The organism is Alicycliphilus denitrificans, from assembly GCF_044792555.1.
Lineage (GTDB): Bacteria > Pseudomonadota > Gammaproteobacteria > Burkholderiales > Burkholderiaceae_C > Alicycliphilus > Alicycliphilus denitrificans_A.
Genome location: NZ_CP126238.1, coordinates 336,628 through 350,964 on the forward strand (window position 1 = coordinate 336,628; position 14,337 = coordinate 350,964).

Below are 14,337 nucleotides of genomic sequence, written 5' to 3' on the forward strand. Positions count from 1 at the left end.
CTATTCTTTTCGAAGCAGCCGGTAGATCACCGGGTAGTAGTTCATCGCATAGCCGCGCGCGCAGGCGGCATCCAATAGCGTGGCCGTGGCCTGCGCCACCGTGGCGGTGATGCCCGAGGCCTGCGCGAGGCCTAGCGCCAGCTTCAGGTCCTTGAGCGCGTAGGCGGCGGGGAAGAGCTTTTCGGGGAACACGTCCGTCGCCAGCCGCTCGCCCGTGAGCTTGAGCGCGAACGAGTCGGCCGAACCCAGGCGCAGCACGCTGGCGAGCAGCGCCTTGTCCACGCCTGCCGCCTCGGCGATCGCCATCGCCTCGGCCAGCGCATTGACGGTGGAGAGCAGCACCATGTTGTTCATGATCTTGACCACCTGCCCCGCGCCCACGTCGCCGCAGTGCATCACGTCGGAGCCCATGCAGCGCAGCCACGGCGCCACGGACTCGAACAGGTCGGCCGGGCCGCCCACGGTGATGAGCAGCGTGCCGTTGTTGGCGGCCTCGCGGCTGCGAGCCACGGGCGCGTCGAGGAAGCGCACGCCCAGCGCGGCCAGCCGCTCGGCCAGCGCGCGGGTGCGCGGCACGTCGCTGGTGCTCATGTCCACCACGGTCTTGACGGTGCCGCCGGGCGCCACGAGCGGGTCGGCGCCTAGGCACACCTCCTCCACCTGGTCGATGGAGGGCAGCGAGAGGAACACCGTGTGCGCCGTCTCGCGCAGCGCGCGCACGCTGGAGGCCACCGCGCCCTGCGCGGCGAGGCGCGCCACGTTCTCGGCCTGCACGTCGGCCACGTGCACCGGCAGCCCGCATTTCTGCAGCAGGTTGCGGCACATGCCCTCGCCCATCACGCCGACGCCGACGAAGCCCAATACCGTGCTCATGCCTGCACCCCCTGGCGCACGCACTTCACGCGCAGGAACTCCATCAGGCCCTCGACGCCGCCCTCCGATCCCAGACCACTGTCCTTGTGGCCGCCGAAGGGCGTCTCGGGCAGCGAGGCCTGCCATTCGTTGATGCAGACCACGCCGCTGTCGATCTCCCCCGCGAGGCGGTGGGCGCGCTGCACGTCGTTGGTGAACGCGTAGGACGCGAGGCCGAAGGGCAGGCGGTTGGCCTCGGCGATGGCTTCACTCAGTTCGCCAAACGGGCTGATGAGCGCCACCGGGCCGAAGGGTTCGATATTGGCCGCGTCGCAATCGAGCGATGACCGCAAGATCACCGTGGGCCGGTAGTAGAAGCCCTCGGTGCCGATGTGCTCGCCGCCCGTGGCGATGGTGAGGCCCCGTTCGCGCGCGTCCTGCACGAGACGGTCGATGGAATGCAGGCGGCGCTGGTTCTTCAGCGGCCCCATCTGCGTGGCCGCGTCGAACGGGTCGCCCACCTTGAGCGTCTGCGCGGCCTGCACGAAGCTTTCGAGGAACGCGTCGAACACGCCCGCCTGCACCAGAAAGCGCGTGGGCGAGGTGCAGACTTGGCCCGCGTTGCGGTACTTGGTCGCCACGGCCGCGCGCGCCACGCGGTCGGCATCGGCGTCGTCGCAGACGATGACGGGCGCATGGCCGCCCAGCTCCAGCGTGGCGCGCTTCATGGTCAGCGCGGCCTTGGCGCCGATTTGCTTGCCGACCGAGGTGGCGCCCGTGAAGGTGACCATGTGCACCTGTGGCGAGGCGCAGAGCTGGTCGGCGATGGCGCCGGGTTCGCCGAACACCATGTTGACCACGCCATCGGGCACGCCCGCGTCCTGCACGGCCTTTGCGATGTGCAGCGCCACGCCAGCCGTTTCTTCCGAAGGCTTGATGACGATGGTGCAGCCTGCGGCAAGCGCCCCGCTGATCTTGCGCGAGGGCGTGATCGCCGGCGCGTTCCAGCCTGCGAAGGCGGCCACCACGCCGATGGGCTCCAGCGCCACGGTCTGCGTGATGCCGGCGCCGCGCGGGGGAATAGTGCGGCCGTAGATGCGGCGCGCTTCCTCGGCCGCCCACTCGAACATCTCGGCGGCGGTTACCACTTCCTTTTGCGCCTCGCCCAAGGGCTTGCCCAGCTCGCTCGCGATCTGCGCGGCGATGGCGTCGCCGCGCTCGCGCATCAGCACGGCCACGTGGCGCAGCAGGGTGGAGCGCTCGTAGGCCGGCGTGCGGCTCCACGGGCGCAGCGCCTTGGCGGCCGCATCGATGGCGGCCTGCACGTCCTCGGGCGTGGCGCAGGCGTAGTCGCCCAGCGGCTGGCCCGTGCTCGGGTTGATGACGGCGAAACGCTCGGCGCCCGCGCCCTGGCGGAACGTGCCCGCGATGAATTGCGAATACTGCATGCCTTCAGTCCACCTGGATGTTGGATGCCTTGATGACCGACGCCCAGCGTTCGGTCTGCGACTTGATGTGGTCGGTGAACTGCTGCGGCGTGCCGGTGAAGGCATATTGCTCCATGGGCGCCAGGCGCGCCAGCACGTCCGGCCGGGCCATGATCTCGTTCACCGCGGCGTTGAGCCTGGCGACGATGGGCTCGGGCACGCCCTTCGGGCCCATGAGGCCGTTCCACGGCTCGGCCGCGAAGCCCTTGTAGCGCTCGCCCAGCGTGGGCACGCCCTCGCCGCCGCGCCCCGCCACGGCGCTGGCCGAGGCCAGCACGCGCATCTTGCCCGCCTTGACCTGCGGCAGCGCCACCGAACCCGCGAGGAACGCGAAGTCCAGCCGCCCCGCGACGAGGTCCGTCACCGCCGCCGAGTCGCCCTTGTAGGGGATGTGCACCGCGTTGATCTTCGCCTCGTGCTTGAACCACTCGCCCGCGAGGTGGTTCACCGCGCCGTTGCCGGCCGAGCCGTAGCTCAGCTGCGAGCCGCCTGCGCGCCCCTGCTTGAGCAGCTCGTCGAGCGACTTGATGCTGGACGACGCGGGCGCGACGAGGAAGTACGGATAGCTCGCCACCAGCGCGATCGCGGTGAAGTCGCGCAGCGGGTCGTAGGCGGTCTTCTGCAGCGTGGGGATGATGGACAGCGTGCTGCTGCTGCCGAACATCAGCGTGTAGCCGTCGGGCGCGGCCTGCCTGACGAGGTTGGCCGCCACGCCGCCGGAGGCGCCGGCCTTGTTGTCCACCACGAAGCTCTGCTTGAACTTGGCGGACAGCTGCTCGGCCACGATGCGCGCCACCACGTCGGTCGGGCCGCCCGCGGAAAAGCCCACCACGATGGTCACGGGTTTGGCCGCGGGCCAGTCGGCCGCGCCCTGGGCGAATGCGTGGCCGCCCAGGGCCAGGGCGGCGGCGCCCAGCACGAGGGCGCGTTTGCTCAAAGAAGTCATGTCGTCGTGTCTCCAGAAAAGAAAAAGAATCAGGCGATGCGGTATGCGTGCACGCCGGGCACGCCCGCGCTCTCGAAGCGCGTGCAGACGGCAGGGTCGTGGCCGGGCACGATGAGGTCTTCGCCATCCGCCAGTTCGCGGATGCGCGCGTAGCCGGCCAGCATGTCGGGCAGGCTGAAGATGGCGGGGAAGGGGTTTTGCAGCGCGAGGTTCTCGTAGTAGTGCGCCGCGTCGGAGGCCAGCACCACCCAGCCGCGCGCGGTGCGCACGCGCACCACCTGCAGGCCGTCGGTGTGGCCGCCCACGCGGTGCAGCTCGATGCCGTCGCGCAGCGCGTGGAAGCCGTCGATGAGCCGCACGCTGCCCTGGTACAGGCGCTTGATGAGCACGGCCACGTCGTCGGTCGAGAAGAAATGGTTCTGCTTCGGGTCGCACATGCAGTCGCCCGTGGCGTAGCGCACCTCGCGGTCCTGCACCCACGCGGTGGCGGCGGGAAACTCGCCCACGTTGCCCGCGTGGTCGTAGTGCAGGTGCGTGACCACCACGTCGCGGATCGACTCGGGCGCGTGGCCCAGGCGGCGCAGCGATTCGGGCGGCGAGACCAGGTAGCGCCGCTGGCGCGCGATGGCCGACGCGGGGCTGAAGCCCGTGTCCACCAGCACCGCGCCGCCCGGTCCGTCGATGAGCCAGACGAAGAAGTCCAGCGCCATCGGCGCCTCGGGGTCGCCCGGCGCGGGGTGCAGGAAGTTGCTGCCCCGCGCGCGGTCCACCGTGGCGTACTTCACGGCCAGGATGCGGTAGAGGGGCGCTGTCATGGCGCGGCGTTCACTTCTTGAGCAGCGCGCACTTGCTCTCGGCGGCGGGGTGGAACGCCTGCTCGCCGGGCACCGTCTCCAGCACCGTGTAGTAGTCCCACGCGGCCTGCGATTCCTTGGGCGTCTTCACGCGCACGAGGTACATGTCGTGGATCATCTTGCCGTCGTCGCGCACCTTGCCGTTCTTGGCGAACGCGTCCTGGATGGGCATGCTCTTGATGGCCTTCACCACGTCGGCCACGTCGTCTGATTTGGCGCGCTCGATGGCCTTGAGGTAGTTCAGCGTGGCCGAGTACTGCCCGGCCTGCAGCGCCGTGGGCATGCGCTTGGTGCGCTCGAAGAACTTGCGCGAGAACGCGCGCGAGGCGTCGTCCAGGTCCCAGTAGAACGACTCGGCGAACAGCATGCCGCCGGCATCCTTCAGGCCCACGCCGTGCACGTCCATGATGCTCATGAGCATGGCCACGGTCTTCTGCCCGCCGCTGGCCAGGCCGAACTCCTTGCCCTGCTTGATGGCGTTCTGCAGGTCCAGCCCCGCCGTGGCGATGGCCACCGCGTTGGCCTTGCTGCCCTGGGCCTTGATGATGTAGGACGCGAAATCGTTGCCCGGGAACGGGTAGCGCGACGAGCCCAGCACCTTGCCGCCCGCGGCCTCGATGAACTGCTTGCCGTCGTTCTCCAGCGAGTGGCCGAAGGCGTAGTCGGCCGTGAGGTAGTACCAGGTCTTGGCGCCTGCCTTCACCACCGATTGCGTGCCCACCTTGGCGAGCGAATAGGTGTCGTACACCCAGTGCAGGCTGTTGGGCGAGCAGTCCTCGTTGGAGATGCGCACCGCGCCCGCGCCGGTCACGATGGCCAGGCGCCCCTTGTCCTGCGCAAGCTTCATCGCGGCCAAGGCCACGGCGCTGTTGCCCAGTTCCGTCACCGCGTCCACCTTGTCGCGGTCGAACCATTCGCGCACGCGGGTGGAGCCCACGTCGGCCTTGTTCTGGTGGTCGGCCGTGACCATCTGCACGGGGTAGCCCAGTACCTTGCCGCCGAACTCCTCGATGGCGATCTCGGTCGCCACGATGGAGCCCTTGCCCACGTTGTCCATGAACGGGCCGTTGATGTCGGTCAGCACGCCGATCTTGACGACGCCGTCCGAGATGCGCGCGCCCTTGTCCTGCGCGGGCGCGAGCATCGAGGCGGCGAGCAGCGCGGCGCCGAGCGCCGCCTTCGTGAGTGTGAAGGCCATGGGTTTGTCTCCTTGAAATAGTGATGTCAGAGGCGGATCGGGGGCTGTCCGTTGGACTCGGCCCAAAAATCGGTCATGCACGAGGTGTCCTGCCCGTCCTTGCCCGCATGTCGTGCAAGCTGGAACAGGCTGCGCGCGAGGTTGCCCATGGGCAGCGATACGCTCGCGGACTGCGCGGCCTGGCAGGCCAGCGTCAGGTCCTTGAAGCCCAGCGCGATGTCAAAGCCCGGCGTGAGGTCTCCCTTGAGCACCTTCACCGGCCACTTCTCCTTGAGCTGCCCGTTCGACGCCGTGGTGCCCGTGAGTACGTCGAAGGTCTTGCACGCGTCCAGCCCCAGCGCGCCGGCGAGCACCAGCGCCTCGGAGTTGAGCTGGCAGTAGCACAGCACCATGAGGTTGTTGATGAGCTTCATGCGCGTGCCGCTGCCCGGCGCGCCGCAGTGCAGCACGGTGGTGCCCATCTTCAGCAGCAGCGGCTCCAGCGCGGCGCGGTCGGCATCGTGAGCGCCGAGCATGAACAGCGACTCGCCCCGGTCGGCATGCGCAGCCAGGCGCCCCACGGGCGCGTCGGCGAAGCGCACGCCCTGCTTTTCGGCGGTGGCGGCCAGCGCGTCCACCGTGTCGGTGTCGATGGTGCTGAGTTCGACCAGATAGCTGCCCTGGCGCAGCCCGGCCAGCACGCCACCTTCGCCGAGGATCACCTCGCGCGCCTGCTTTGGGCCGGGCAACATGGTGAACACCACGTCCACACTCGCGGCCAGCTCCTGCACACTGGCCGCGCGTGATGCGCCCTGGGCCACGAGCCTGTCCACGGGACCGGCCTGGAGGTCGTGCACCGTCAAGTCCACGCCGTTGCGCAGCAGGTGGGAGGCCAGGGCAAAGCCCATGCGGCCCAGGCCGATGAATCCGGTTTTCATGTGTTTCTTCCTTCGGTGTCGTGTTGAATGCGTTGCAGCACGGGCAGCAGGTGCTTCAGGAACTCCTGCGGCGCCTCGCTCATGGGGAAGTGGCCCAGGCCCGGCATGATCTGGAGTTGCGCGCCGGGGATCAGGCGCGCGAGATCCTCGCTGTCCTCGGGCGTGCACGAATAGTCGTATTCGCCCGTGAGCAGGTGGAGCGGGCAGCGCGCGGTGTCGATGCGCTGCACGCGCCCGCGCAGGTCGCCCTCGCCGGTGTAGAAGTGCAGGTCGCCCTTGAACACGCCGGGGCCCCCTTGCATGTAGTGCCACAGCGTCTCCCAGCGGTCGCGCTCGGGCGCGCCGGGGCCGACGAGGCCCGAGACGATGCCCGCGCAGACCTCGCCGCCGTGCACGTCGGGGCGGTGCAGCCAGTCCAGGTCGTAGTAGGGGTTGACGTGCGCGCCCGACTGCAGGCCGATCAGCGCCTTGAAGCGCTCGGGGCATTGCAGCGCCAGGTGCAGCACCACGCGCCCGCCGATGGAGCAGCCCATGGCGATGGGGCGCTCGACCTGCATCGCGTCCATGAAGGCCAGGATGGTCTGCACGTAGAGCGCGCTGGTCAGGCGGTATTCCTCCGTGTGCCAGCCCTCGGGCGGCGAGGACTTGCCGTGCCACGGCATGTCGAAGCAGATCACCTGGTGGTTCGCGGTCAGCTCCGGGGAGTTGAGCAGCGCGCGGTACTGGCGCGTGTCGCTGCCCGCCGTGTGCAGGCACAGCAGGGGCTGGCCGCTGCCGGCCGTCTCGTAGTAGACGCGGCACATGCGGCCCGCGATCTCGAAGTTCACGTAGCCGCCGGTCACGGCCTCTTTTTCAATGCGCATGGATCTGTCCTCCGAGCTGCTTCACGAGGGCCTTGAAATACAGCAGGTTGCGCATGAAGACTGTCATGTCGCCCTCGATGCGCAGCGCCTTGAAGCGCACCATGGCCATCAGGTCGTGAAAGCGCGGCTGCGGCTCTGCCGCCCAGAAGCGCTCCCATGCGTCGTCGCCCGCGACGAGCGCGAAGGTCCAGCACGGCATCACGTGCGGGCCGGGCGCGATGCGCTGCACGCGTCCGTCGCGCAGGGTGATGAGGTATTCGGCGTCGCCCTTCCTGAGCAGGAAGGTCACGTTGACCCAGCGGCCCTGGTGGGCCAGCCAGTCGTCGTTGGTGGTGTGCATGGTTGTGTCTCCTGAGAGGAATCTCCCATAGTCCTCCCCGCGGGACAACCGACAATTTGGTGCGGAGGAATGAGCTTTGGTCATGGCTGCCGCGCCCAGAGCCGGTACGCCGGCCGCACCAGCACCAGCACCGCCACCAGCCGCGTCACCTGCAGCGCCGTGACCACGGGCACGCCCAGCTGCAGCACCTTGGCGGTGATGGACATCTCCGTCATGCCCCCGGGTGCCGTACCCAGGATGGCGGTGGCCGGGTGCAGGCCTGTGGCCCAGGCCAGCAGCAGGCCGAACGCGGCGCATGCTGCCAGCAGGCCCAGCGTGCCCAGCGCCACCTGCGCGAGCCAGCGCGGCGCGGTGTGCAGGAACTGCGGGCTGAAGCGCACGCCCAGGCTCACGCCGATGACCAGCTGCGCCGCATTCGACAGCGGCGTGGGCACGCCCGAGGGCGCCGTGCCCGTGGCCGCCAGCCCTATGGCCACCAGCAGCGGGCCGAGGAACCATGGGTTGGGCAGGCGCCCGAGCTGCAGGGCCAGGCCCCCGGCACCTGTGAACAGCGCCAGCCACGCCAGGCCCGTGGCCGTGAAGGGCGCGCTGGCCGGTGGGGCGAGGTCCACTGCCTCCAGGTTCCACCAGGCCTTTGCCAGCAGCATGCCGAAGGGCATGACCAGCACCACGATCAGCATGCGCAGGCTGTGCGAGGCGGCCACCAGGTCGGCGCGCGCGCCCTCGCGCTCGGCGAGTAGCGTCATCTCGGAAGCCGCGCCGATGGCGCCCGCGAAGTAGGCCGATGGCCGCAGCGCCGCGTCGTCCACGCCGTGCAGCCGGCCCACGCAGGAGCGGTACAGCCAACGCCCGTAGAGCGCGCCCAGCGCCAGCGCCCAGGCCACGGCCGCAAGCACGGCCCACCACAGGCTGGCGAGCTGCGCCACGATGGCCGGCGAGAAATACAGGCCCAGCGATGCGCCCATCACCCACTGCCCGAAGTTGCGCAGCCGCAGGCTGCTGCGCGTGGGCTGCCTGGCCAGCGTGGCCAGCGCCGTGGCGAGCAGCGGCCCCAGCATCCACGGGATCGGCATGTGCAGGCGGCGGCAGCCCTCGGCCGCGGCCCAGGCCAGCAGCAGCGTGAGGAGCTTGGAGGCGGTGCCGCGCACCGTCACAGGTCCTGCAGGTGCTCGCGCGCGTCCAGTGCCCACAGGTGACCGAGCAGCGCGTGGGCGCGCGCTGCGCCCAGCACCGGCGCGGCCAGTTCCATGAATTTGTCCGAGAGTTCCGCGTCGCTCAAGGGCTGCTCCGGGTCGCCCTTGCGCGTGGGCTGCAGGTATTCGCCTTGGCGGCCGTCCGCCGTGGAGAAGCGCACGCGTGCGGCGCGTTGGCCGGGAAAGCGCGCATCCAGTTCGGGGTCCACGGCCAGGCGGATGCGTGCCATGAGCGCGCGGATGTCCGCATCCGCCAGGCGCTCTGGCGTGAACGCCGACAGGCGCACGCTGCCATGGATCAGCGCCGTCGCCACCACGTAGGGGATGGAAAAACGCGCCTCGGCCGCGGTGCGCGGGTCGGCGTTGCCCGCTACGGCGAGCGCGGGGCCGTAGGTGGTGACTTCCACGGTCTCCAGATCCTGCCAGCGCACGCCCATGCGCGCTTGCAGCTCCAACGCACCGTCGATGGGCGCGAAGGTGTGGCCGCAGCAGGCGTGGTTTTTGAACGTCATGCGGGTGATGTGGAAGTCGTGCCCCAGCGTGGCCGTGGCCTGGTGCCAGTCGGGCGCTTCGCCCATGGCGCGGCCCAGGCCCGCGTCGCCGTCGAGCACGTCGAGCGAGCCGGTCACGCCACGCTCGGCCGCCAGCGCCGCCAGCACGCCGGCCTCGGCCGCATGGCCTGCGTGCAGCGGTTTGGACATCGAATCCATGCGGAACGCCTGCTGCAGCCCTGCCGCGAAGGTGGCGCCCGTGCACAGCGCGTGTGCATGGCGCTCGGCGTCCAGCCCCAGCAGCGTGGCGGCTGCCGACGCCGCACCAAAGGTGCCCACCGTGCCCGTGTTGTGCCAGTAGCGGTAGTGCGCGCGCCCCAGCGCCGCGCCGATGCGCGTGGAGACCTCGTAGCCCGCCACCACGGCGCGGATCAGCTGCAGCCCCGTGGCCTGCCGAGCCTGCGCGAGCGCGAGCGCGGCGGCGATGGTGGGCGCGCCGGGGTGGTAGATGGCCTCGCGGTAGATGTCGTCCACCTCCACGGTGTGCGCGGCCGTGCCGTTGATGAGCGCTGCCGTACGCACGGTGGCCGCGCGGCCCAGCGCCAGGCGTGCGCCGCCACGGTCCAGGTCTTCGGCCAGGGCCTGCTCCAGCAGCGTCGGTGGCGGCTCGATGGCGCCGGGCAGCAGGGCGGCGTACCAGTCGATGATGGCGCGCTTGGCGTGATGGATGACTTCTGGCGCCAGCGGTGCATCGGCCAGGGAGGCGGCGAAGCGTTGTGCGGCAGTGGGGTGGTGTGTAGACATGGTGCCAATGGTCGCGCAGGTGTGCGTCGCTGTGAACTTCGCAGATGTGGCGCTGGTATGAGTATTTGTTGGGGCTTGCGACGCAACATGAAGTTCTCAGGCGGCGGGGTGCGCGGCACGATCCGTGCTCATCGAATCAACCTCGGGAATACACATGGATTTCACACTCAGCGAAGAACACCGGGCATTTGCCGATTCGGTGGCCCGTTTTGCCCAGGACAAGCTCCAGGACGGCGCATTGGCGCGCGCGCACTCGCCTCATTACCCCTGGGAGACGGCCGCGCTGCTGGCCGAGCAGGGGCTACTGGGTATTGCCTTCCCCGAAGCCGATGGGGGCCAGGGTGGCACGCTGATGCACGCCGTGCTGGCCATTGAGCAGGTCGCGCTGGTCTGCCCCAAGAGCGCAGACATCGTGCAGGCGGGCAACTTCGGCCCCATCCGTACCTTCGTCGAATACGCCACGCCCGAGCAGAAGCAGCGCTTTCTGCCCGACCTGCTGGCGGGCCGCAAGCTGATCTCGCTGGGCATGACCGAGCCGGATGCGGGCTCTGCCGTCACCGAACTCAAAACCAGCGCGCGCCAGGACGGCGACCACTACGTCATTAACGGCAGCAAGATTTTTTCCACCCACAGCCCGGAAGCCGAGCTGTTCCTGATCTATGTGCGCTTTGGCCCCGGCGTGGGCGGCATCGGCTCGGTGCTGGTGGAGCGCGGCACTCCCGGTTTTCAGGTCGGCACGCCCTCGAACTTCATGAACGGCGAGCAATGGAGCCAGCTGTATTTCGAGGACTGCCGGATTCCGGCCGCCAACGTGCTGCTGGGGCCTGGCGGCTTCAAAAAGCAGATCTCCGGCTTCAACGTGGAGCGCCTGGGCAACTCGTCGCGTGCGCTGGCCCTGGGCCGCCATGCCTTCAACACGGCCCGCGAGCACGCCTTGACGCGCAGGCAGTTCGGGCGCGAACTGTGCGAGTTTCAGGGCATCCAGTGGAAGTTCGCCGAGATGGCGATGAAGCTGGAGCAGGCGCAGTTGATGCTGTACCGCGCAGCCATGGAAGGCGAGCATGGTCTGCCCAGCGCGCAGAGCACGGCCATGGCCAAGCTGGCCTGCAACATGGCGGGCTGGGAGGTGTCCAACGAGGCGCTGCAGGTCATGGGCGGCATGGGCTTCAGCCAGGAGTCGCTGGTGGAGTACTGCGTGCGCCGCACGCGCGGCTGGATGATCGCCGGCGGCTCCATCGAGATATTGAAGAACCGCATCGCCGAGGGTGTTTTTGGCCGCACGTTCTCGCAGCGCCCCGCCAAAGACTGACAACAAGAGATCAAGGAGACCCCCATGAATCGTCGCAATTTCTCGCTGGCCGCCTGCGCGGCCCTGACCCTGGGCCTGGGTAATGGCGCCATGGCCGATGCGGCCTATCCCACCAAGCCCGTGCGGGTCATCGTGGGCTATTCCGCGGGTGGCCCCACGGATGCGGTGGCGCGCCTGGTCGCCGCGCAACTGCAAAAGCGGCTGGGCCAGCCCTTCGTGGTGGACAACCGCGCGGGCGCAGGTTCCAACATCGCGTCCGAGGCCGTGGCCGCTGCCGCGCCCGACGGCTACACACTGCTCGTGGCCGCCGCGCCGCTCACGATGAACAGCCACGTTTATAAGAACCTGAAGTTCGACGCCGTCAAGAGCTTCACACCGATCTCCAAGCTCTCGTCCGCACCCGGCGTACTGGCCGTGCGGCCCGACTGGGGCCTGGTCAGCGTGAAGGAACTCGTGGCCGCCGCCAAGAAGGAGCCCGGCAAGTTCACCTATGGCACCACGGGCCTGGGCGGCTCGCAGCACATGGCGACGGAGCTGTTCCAGCGCCTGGCGGGCGTCAAGCTCACGCACATTCCCTACAAGGGCGCGAGCAACGTGATGACCGACCTGATCGCCGGCCACGTGGACCTGGCCTTCATGACCGCCACCGGCGCCATGCCACACCTGCAGACGGGCAAGGTGAAGCCCCTGGCCGTCGCGGGGCCGCAGCGCCTCTTGGGGCTGCCGGGCATCCCCACGTTCGCCGAGGCGGGCTACCCGGCGATGATCTCCGACTCGTGGAACGGACTGCTGGCACCCGCGGGAACGCCCGAGGCGATCGTGAAGAAGCTCCACGCCGCCGCCGTCGAGGCGCTGCAGATGCCCGAGATCCGCTCCAAGCTCGAATCTCAGGGCGCCATCGTGATCGGCAACAGCCCCGAGGAGTTCCGCGGCGACATCCAGCGCGAGGTCGCGCATTGGGCCGAGCAGTTCAAGACCATCAAGATCGATACTCAATGACTCCACACAATGACAACACGGCAGCGCTGGCCCAGGCGCTGCTCCATCCGGCCAGCATTGCCCTCTACGGCGCCTCGGACGACGTGAGCAAGATGGGCGGGCGGCCCGTGCAGTTCCTCAAGCGCACGGGCTTCGCGGGTCGCATCTATCCCATCAACCCCCGGCGCGACGAAATCCAGGGCCTGAAGGCCTGGCCCAGCCTGCAGAGCCTGCCCGAGGTGCCCGACCAGGTCTTCGTGCTCACGCCAACCGACACCGTGATCCCCGCCGTGCGCGAATGCGCGGCCCTGGGCGTGAAGGTGGTCACCATCCTGGCGAGCGGCTTCTCCGAATCGGGCACGGAAGGCGCGGCGCGTGAGGAGGAACTGCGCCGCATCGCCAGGGAGACGGGCATCCGCATCCTCGGCCCCAGCAGCCTGGGCGTGGTCAACCCGCGCACGGGGCTGGTGCTCACGGCCAACGCGGCCTTCGCCGAGCCCGACCTGCCGCCCGGCAAGGTGTTCGTCGCCTCGCACAGCGGCAGCATGATCGGTGCGCTGGTTTCGCGCGGCAAGGCGCGCGGCGTGGGCTTCGCGGGACTGGTGTCGGTGGGCAGCGAGGTGGACCTGAACGTGGGCGAGATCTGCGCAGCCACGCTCGATGACCCGGCCATCGAGGGCTACCTGTTGTTCCTCGAGAGCCTGCGCCACGGCCCCGAGCTGCGCGCCTTCGCGCGCGCCGCCCAGCGTGCGGGCAAACCGGTCATCGCCTACAAGCTGGGCCGCTCGGCGGCGGCCGCCGAGATGGCCACCACGCACACGGGCGCCATTGCGGGCGAGGACGACATCGCCGACGCCTTCCTCAAGGACATGGGCGTCGCCCGCGTGGGCGTGCTCGAAGCGCTGCTTGAAACCTTCCCGCTTGCGCGGCGCATACCTTTGGCAAGCGCCCCGAAGCGCGTCGGCGTGGTCACCACCACGGGCGGCGGTGCGGCCATGGCGGTGGAGCAGCTCGGCATCCGCGGGGTGGTCGTGGAGCCGCCTTCGGCCGAGACATTGAGGCGGCTGGAGCAGGCCGGCCTGCCCTGCACGCCGGGCCGGGTGCTCGACATGACGCTCGCGGGCACCAAGTACGAGACCATGAAGGCCACGCTGGACATCCTGCTCACCGCGCCCGAGTTCGACCTGGTGCTGGCCGTGGTGGGCTCGTCCGCGCGCTTCCAGCCGCAGCTGGCCGTCAAGCCCATCGTCGAATGCGCAGCGCAGCCCAAGCCGCTCGCCGCCATGCTGGTGCCCGACGCGCCCGAGGCGCTGGCCGCGCTCACCGCCGCCGGCGTGCCGTGCTTTCGCACGCCCGAGGCCTGCGGCGACGCCATCGCCGCCGTGCTTGCACGCCGCCAGCCGGGGCAGGATCCCGTGCTGCCTGCATCAGGACCGACGCGCACGCTGAGCGAGGCCGAGGCCTATGGTGTGCTGGACCAGCTTGGCGTGCCGCACGCGCCCGTGGCTCTGCGCCGTTTCGACGAGGCGCCCGTGCCGCTGCCCTTCGCCTACCCCGTGGTGGCCAAGGTTTGCTCGGCCGAGATCCCGCACAAGACCGAGGTCGGCGGCGTGCTGCTGAACATCGGCAGCGACGCGGAACTGGCCGCCGCCCTGGCGACGCTACGCCGCAACCTGGATGAGTGCGCGCCCCAGGCCGCGTGCGACGAGGCGCTGGTGCAGCCCATGCAGAAGGGCCTGGCCGAGGTGCTGGTGGGCTACCGCGTCGATGCCGACGCCGGTCCCATCGTCATGCTGGCCGCGGGCGGCATCTGGGCCGAGGTGGCCAAGGACCGCAGCATCCGCCTCGCGCCGGTGACGGTGGAGGCGGCGCGCGAGATGGTCGCCGAGGTCAACGCCCTGAAGCCCCTGACCGGCCTGCGCGGCAAGGTGCGCGGCGACCTGGAGGCCCTGGCGCGCACGGTGAGCGCGCTCTCGCAGCTGGCGCTCAAGCCCGAGATGCGCATCGCCGAGGCCGAGGTCAACCCGCTGCTCGTCCTGCCCGAGGGGCAGGGGGTGGTGGCGGTGGATGCGCTGGTGTTCCAGCGGTCACCAAGCTGATTCACG

At 69.6% G+C, this 14,337-nt stretch carries 13 protein-coding genes; 3 read left to right on the top strand and 10 right to left on the bottom strand.

The features are described from left to right. From P7644_RS01520 to P7644_RS01565, 10 genes are all read right to left on the bottom strand, one after another. The gene (locus tag P7644_RS01520; RefSeq protein WP_404301256.1) at positions 1 to 873 is read right to left on the bottom strand and encodes an NAD(P)-dependent oxidoreductase; all 873 of its coding nucleotides are present in this window, start codon (positions 871 to 873) and stop codon (positions 1 to 3) included. Then, positions 870 to 2,300, bottom strand: a complete 1,431-nt coding sequence (locus tag P7644_RS01525; protein ID WP_404301257.1) for an NAD-dependent succinate-semialdehyde dehydrogenase — start codon at positions 2,298 to 2,300, stop codon at positions 870 to 872. The genes P7644_RS01520 and P7644_RS01525 overlap by 4 nt, the downstream gene beginning before the upstream one ends. 4 nt (positions 2,301 to 2,304) lie before the next feature. Continuing rightward, entirely contained in the window at positions 2,305 to 3,285 is a 981-nt protein-coding gene (locus tag P7644_RS01530; RefSeq protein WP_404301258.1) for a Bug family tripartite tricarboxylate transporter substrate binding protein, read from the bottom strand. 29 nt (positions 3,286 to 3,314) lie between these two features. After that, on the bottom strand, positions 3,315 to 4,100 hold the full coding sequence (locus tag P7644_RS01535) for an N-acyl homoserine lactonase family protein (protein WP_404301259.1): 786 nt from the start codon (positions 4,098 to 4,100) through the stop codon (positions 3,315 to 3,317). Between the two features lie 10 nt (positions 4,101 to 4,110). Beyond that, positions 4,111 to 5,337, bottom strand: coding sequence for an ABC transporter substrate-binding protein (locus P7644_RS01540; RefSeq protein WP_404301260.1), 1,227 nt, complete (start codon positions 5,335 to 5,337; stop codon positions 4,111 to 4,113). 26 nt (positions 5,338 to 5,363) lie between these two features. Beyond that, the gene (locus P7644_RS01545; protein ID WP_404301261.1) at positions 5,364 to 6,254 is read right to left on the bottom strand and encodes an NAD(P)-dependent oxidoreductase; all 891 of its coding nucleotides are present in this window, start codon (positions 6,252 to 6,254) and stop codon (positions 5,364 to 5,366) included. Beyond that, positions 6,251 to 7,117: an alpha/beta fold hydrolase gene (locus tag P7644_RS01550; RefSeq protein ID WP_404301262.1), complete on the bottom strand. Its 867-nt coding sequence runs from the start codon at positions 7,115 to 7,117 to the stop codon at positions 6,251 to 6,253. The genes P7644_RS01545 and P7644_RS01550 overlap by 4 nt, the downstream gene beginning before the upstream one ends. Continuing rightward, entirely contained in the window at positions 7,107 to 7,457 is a 351-nt protein-coding gene (locus P7644_RS01555; protein WP_404301263.1) for a hypothetical protein, read from the bottom strand. The genes P7644_RS01550 and P7644_RS01555 overlap by 11 nt, the downstream gene beginning before the upstream one ends. 80 nt (positions 7,458 to 7,537) lie before the next feature. After that, positions 7,538 to 8,605, bottom strand: coding sequence for an AbrB family transcriptional regulator (locus P7644_RS01560; protein ID WP_404301264.1), 1,068 nt, complete (start codon positions 8,603 to 8,605; stop codon positions 7,538 to 7,540). Between the two features lie 2 nt (positions 8,606 to 8,607). Beyond that, positions 8,608 to 9,945 (bottom strand): MmgE/PrpD family protein, encoded by a 1,338-nt coding sequence (locus tag P7644_RS01565; protein WP_404301265.1) that lies wholly within the window; start codon positions 9,943 to 9,945, stop codon positions 8,608 to 8,610. A 154-nt stretch (positions 9,946 to 10,099) separates the two neighbouring features. Between P7644_RS01565 and P7644_RS01570 the strand changes: the two genes are divergently transcribed. Genes P7644_RS01570 through P7644_RS01580 form a run of 3 tightly spaced genes read left to right on the top strand, consistent with a single transcriptional unit; the run spans position 10,100 to position 14,331 of the window. After that, entirely contained in the window at positions 10,100 to 11,254 is a 1,155-nt protein-coding gene (locus P7644_RS01570) for an acyl-CoA dehydrogenase family protein (RefSeq protein WP_404301266.1), read from the top strand. Positions 11,255 to 11,278: 24 nt separating this feature from the next. Then, entirely contained in the window at positions 11,279 to 12,253 is a 975-nt protein-coding gene (locus P7644_RS01575) for a Bug family tripartite tricarboxylate transporter substrate binding protein (RefSeq protein ID WP_404301267.1), read from the top strand. Continuing rightward, positions 12,250 to 14,331 (top strand): acetate--CoA ligase family protein, encoded by a 2,082-nt coding sequence (locus P7644_RS01580; protein ID WP_404301268.1) that lies wholly within the window; start codon positions 12,250 to 12,252, stop codon positions 14,329 to 14,331. Before P7644_RS01575 ends, P7644_RS01580 begins: the two co-directional genes overlap by 4 nt. Positions 14,332 to 14,337 lie beyond the last annotated feature (6 nt).

Coding starts and splice junctions, on each gene's coding strand:
- P7644_RS01570 (WP_404301266.1), top strand. CDS start 10,100: ATGGATTTCACACTCAGCGAAGAACACCGGGCATTTGCCGATTCGGTG.
- P7644_RS01550 (WP_404301262.1), bottom strand. CDS start 7,117: ATGCGCATTGAAAAAGAGGCCGTGACCGGCGGCTACGTGAACTTCGAG.
- P7644_RS01555 (WP_404301263.1), bottom strand. CDS start 7,457: ATGCACACCACCAACGACGACTGGCTGGCCCACCAGGGCCGCTGGGTC.
- P7644_RS01565 (WP_404301265.1), bottom strand. CDS start 9,945: ATGTCTACACACCACCCCACTGCCGCACAACGCTTCGCCGCCTCCCTG.
- P7644_RS01525 (WP_404301257.1), bottom strand. CDS start 2,300: ATGCAGTATTCGCAATTCATCGCGGGCACGTTCCGCCAGGGCGCGGGC.
- P7644_RS01575 (WP_404301267.1), top strand. CDS start 11,279: ATGAATCGTCGCAATTTCTCGCTGGCCGCCTGCGCGGCCCTGACCCTG.
- P7644_RS01540 (WP_404301260.1), bottom strand. CDS start 5,337: ATGGCCTTCACACTCACGAAGGCGGCGCTCGGCGCCGCGCTGCTCGCC.
- P7644_RS01545 (WP_404301261.1), bottom strand. CDS start 6,254: ATGAAAACCGGATTCATCGGCCTGGGCCGCATGGGCTTTGCCCTGGCC.
- P7644_RS01580 (WP_404301268.1), top strand. CDS start 12,250: ATGACTCCACACAATGACAACACGGCAGCGCTGGCCCAGGCGCTGCTC.
- P7644_RS01535 (WP_404301259.1), bottom strand. CDS start 4,100: ATGACAGCGCCCCTCTACCGCATCCTGGCCGTGAAGTACGCCACGGTG.
- P7644_RS01530 (WP_404301258.1), bottom strand. CDS start 3,285: ATGACTTCTTTGAGCAAACGCGCCCTCGTGCTGGGCGCCGCCGCCCTG.
- P7644_RS01520 (WP_404301256.1), bottom strand. CDS start 873: ATGAGCACGGTATTGGGCTTCGTCGGCGTCGGCGTGATGGGCGAGGGC.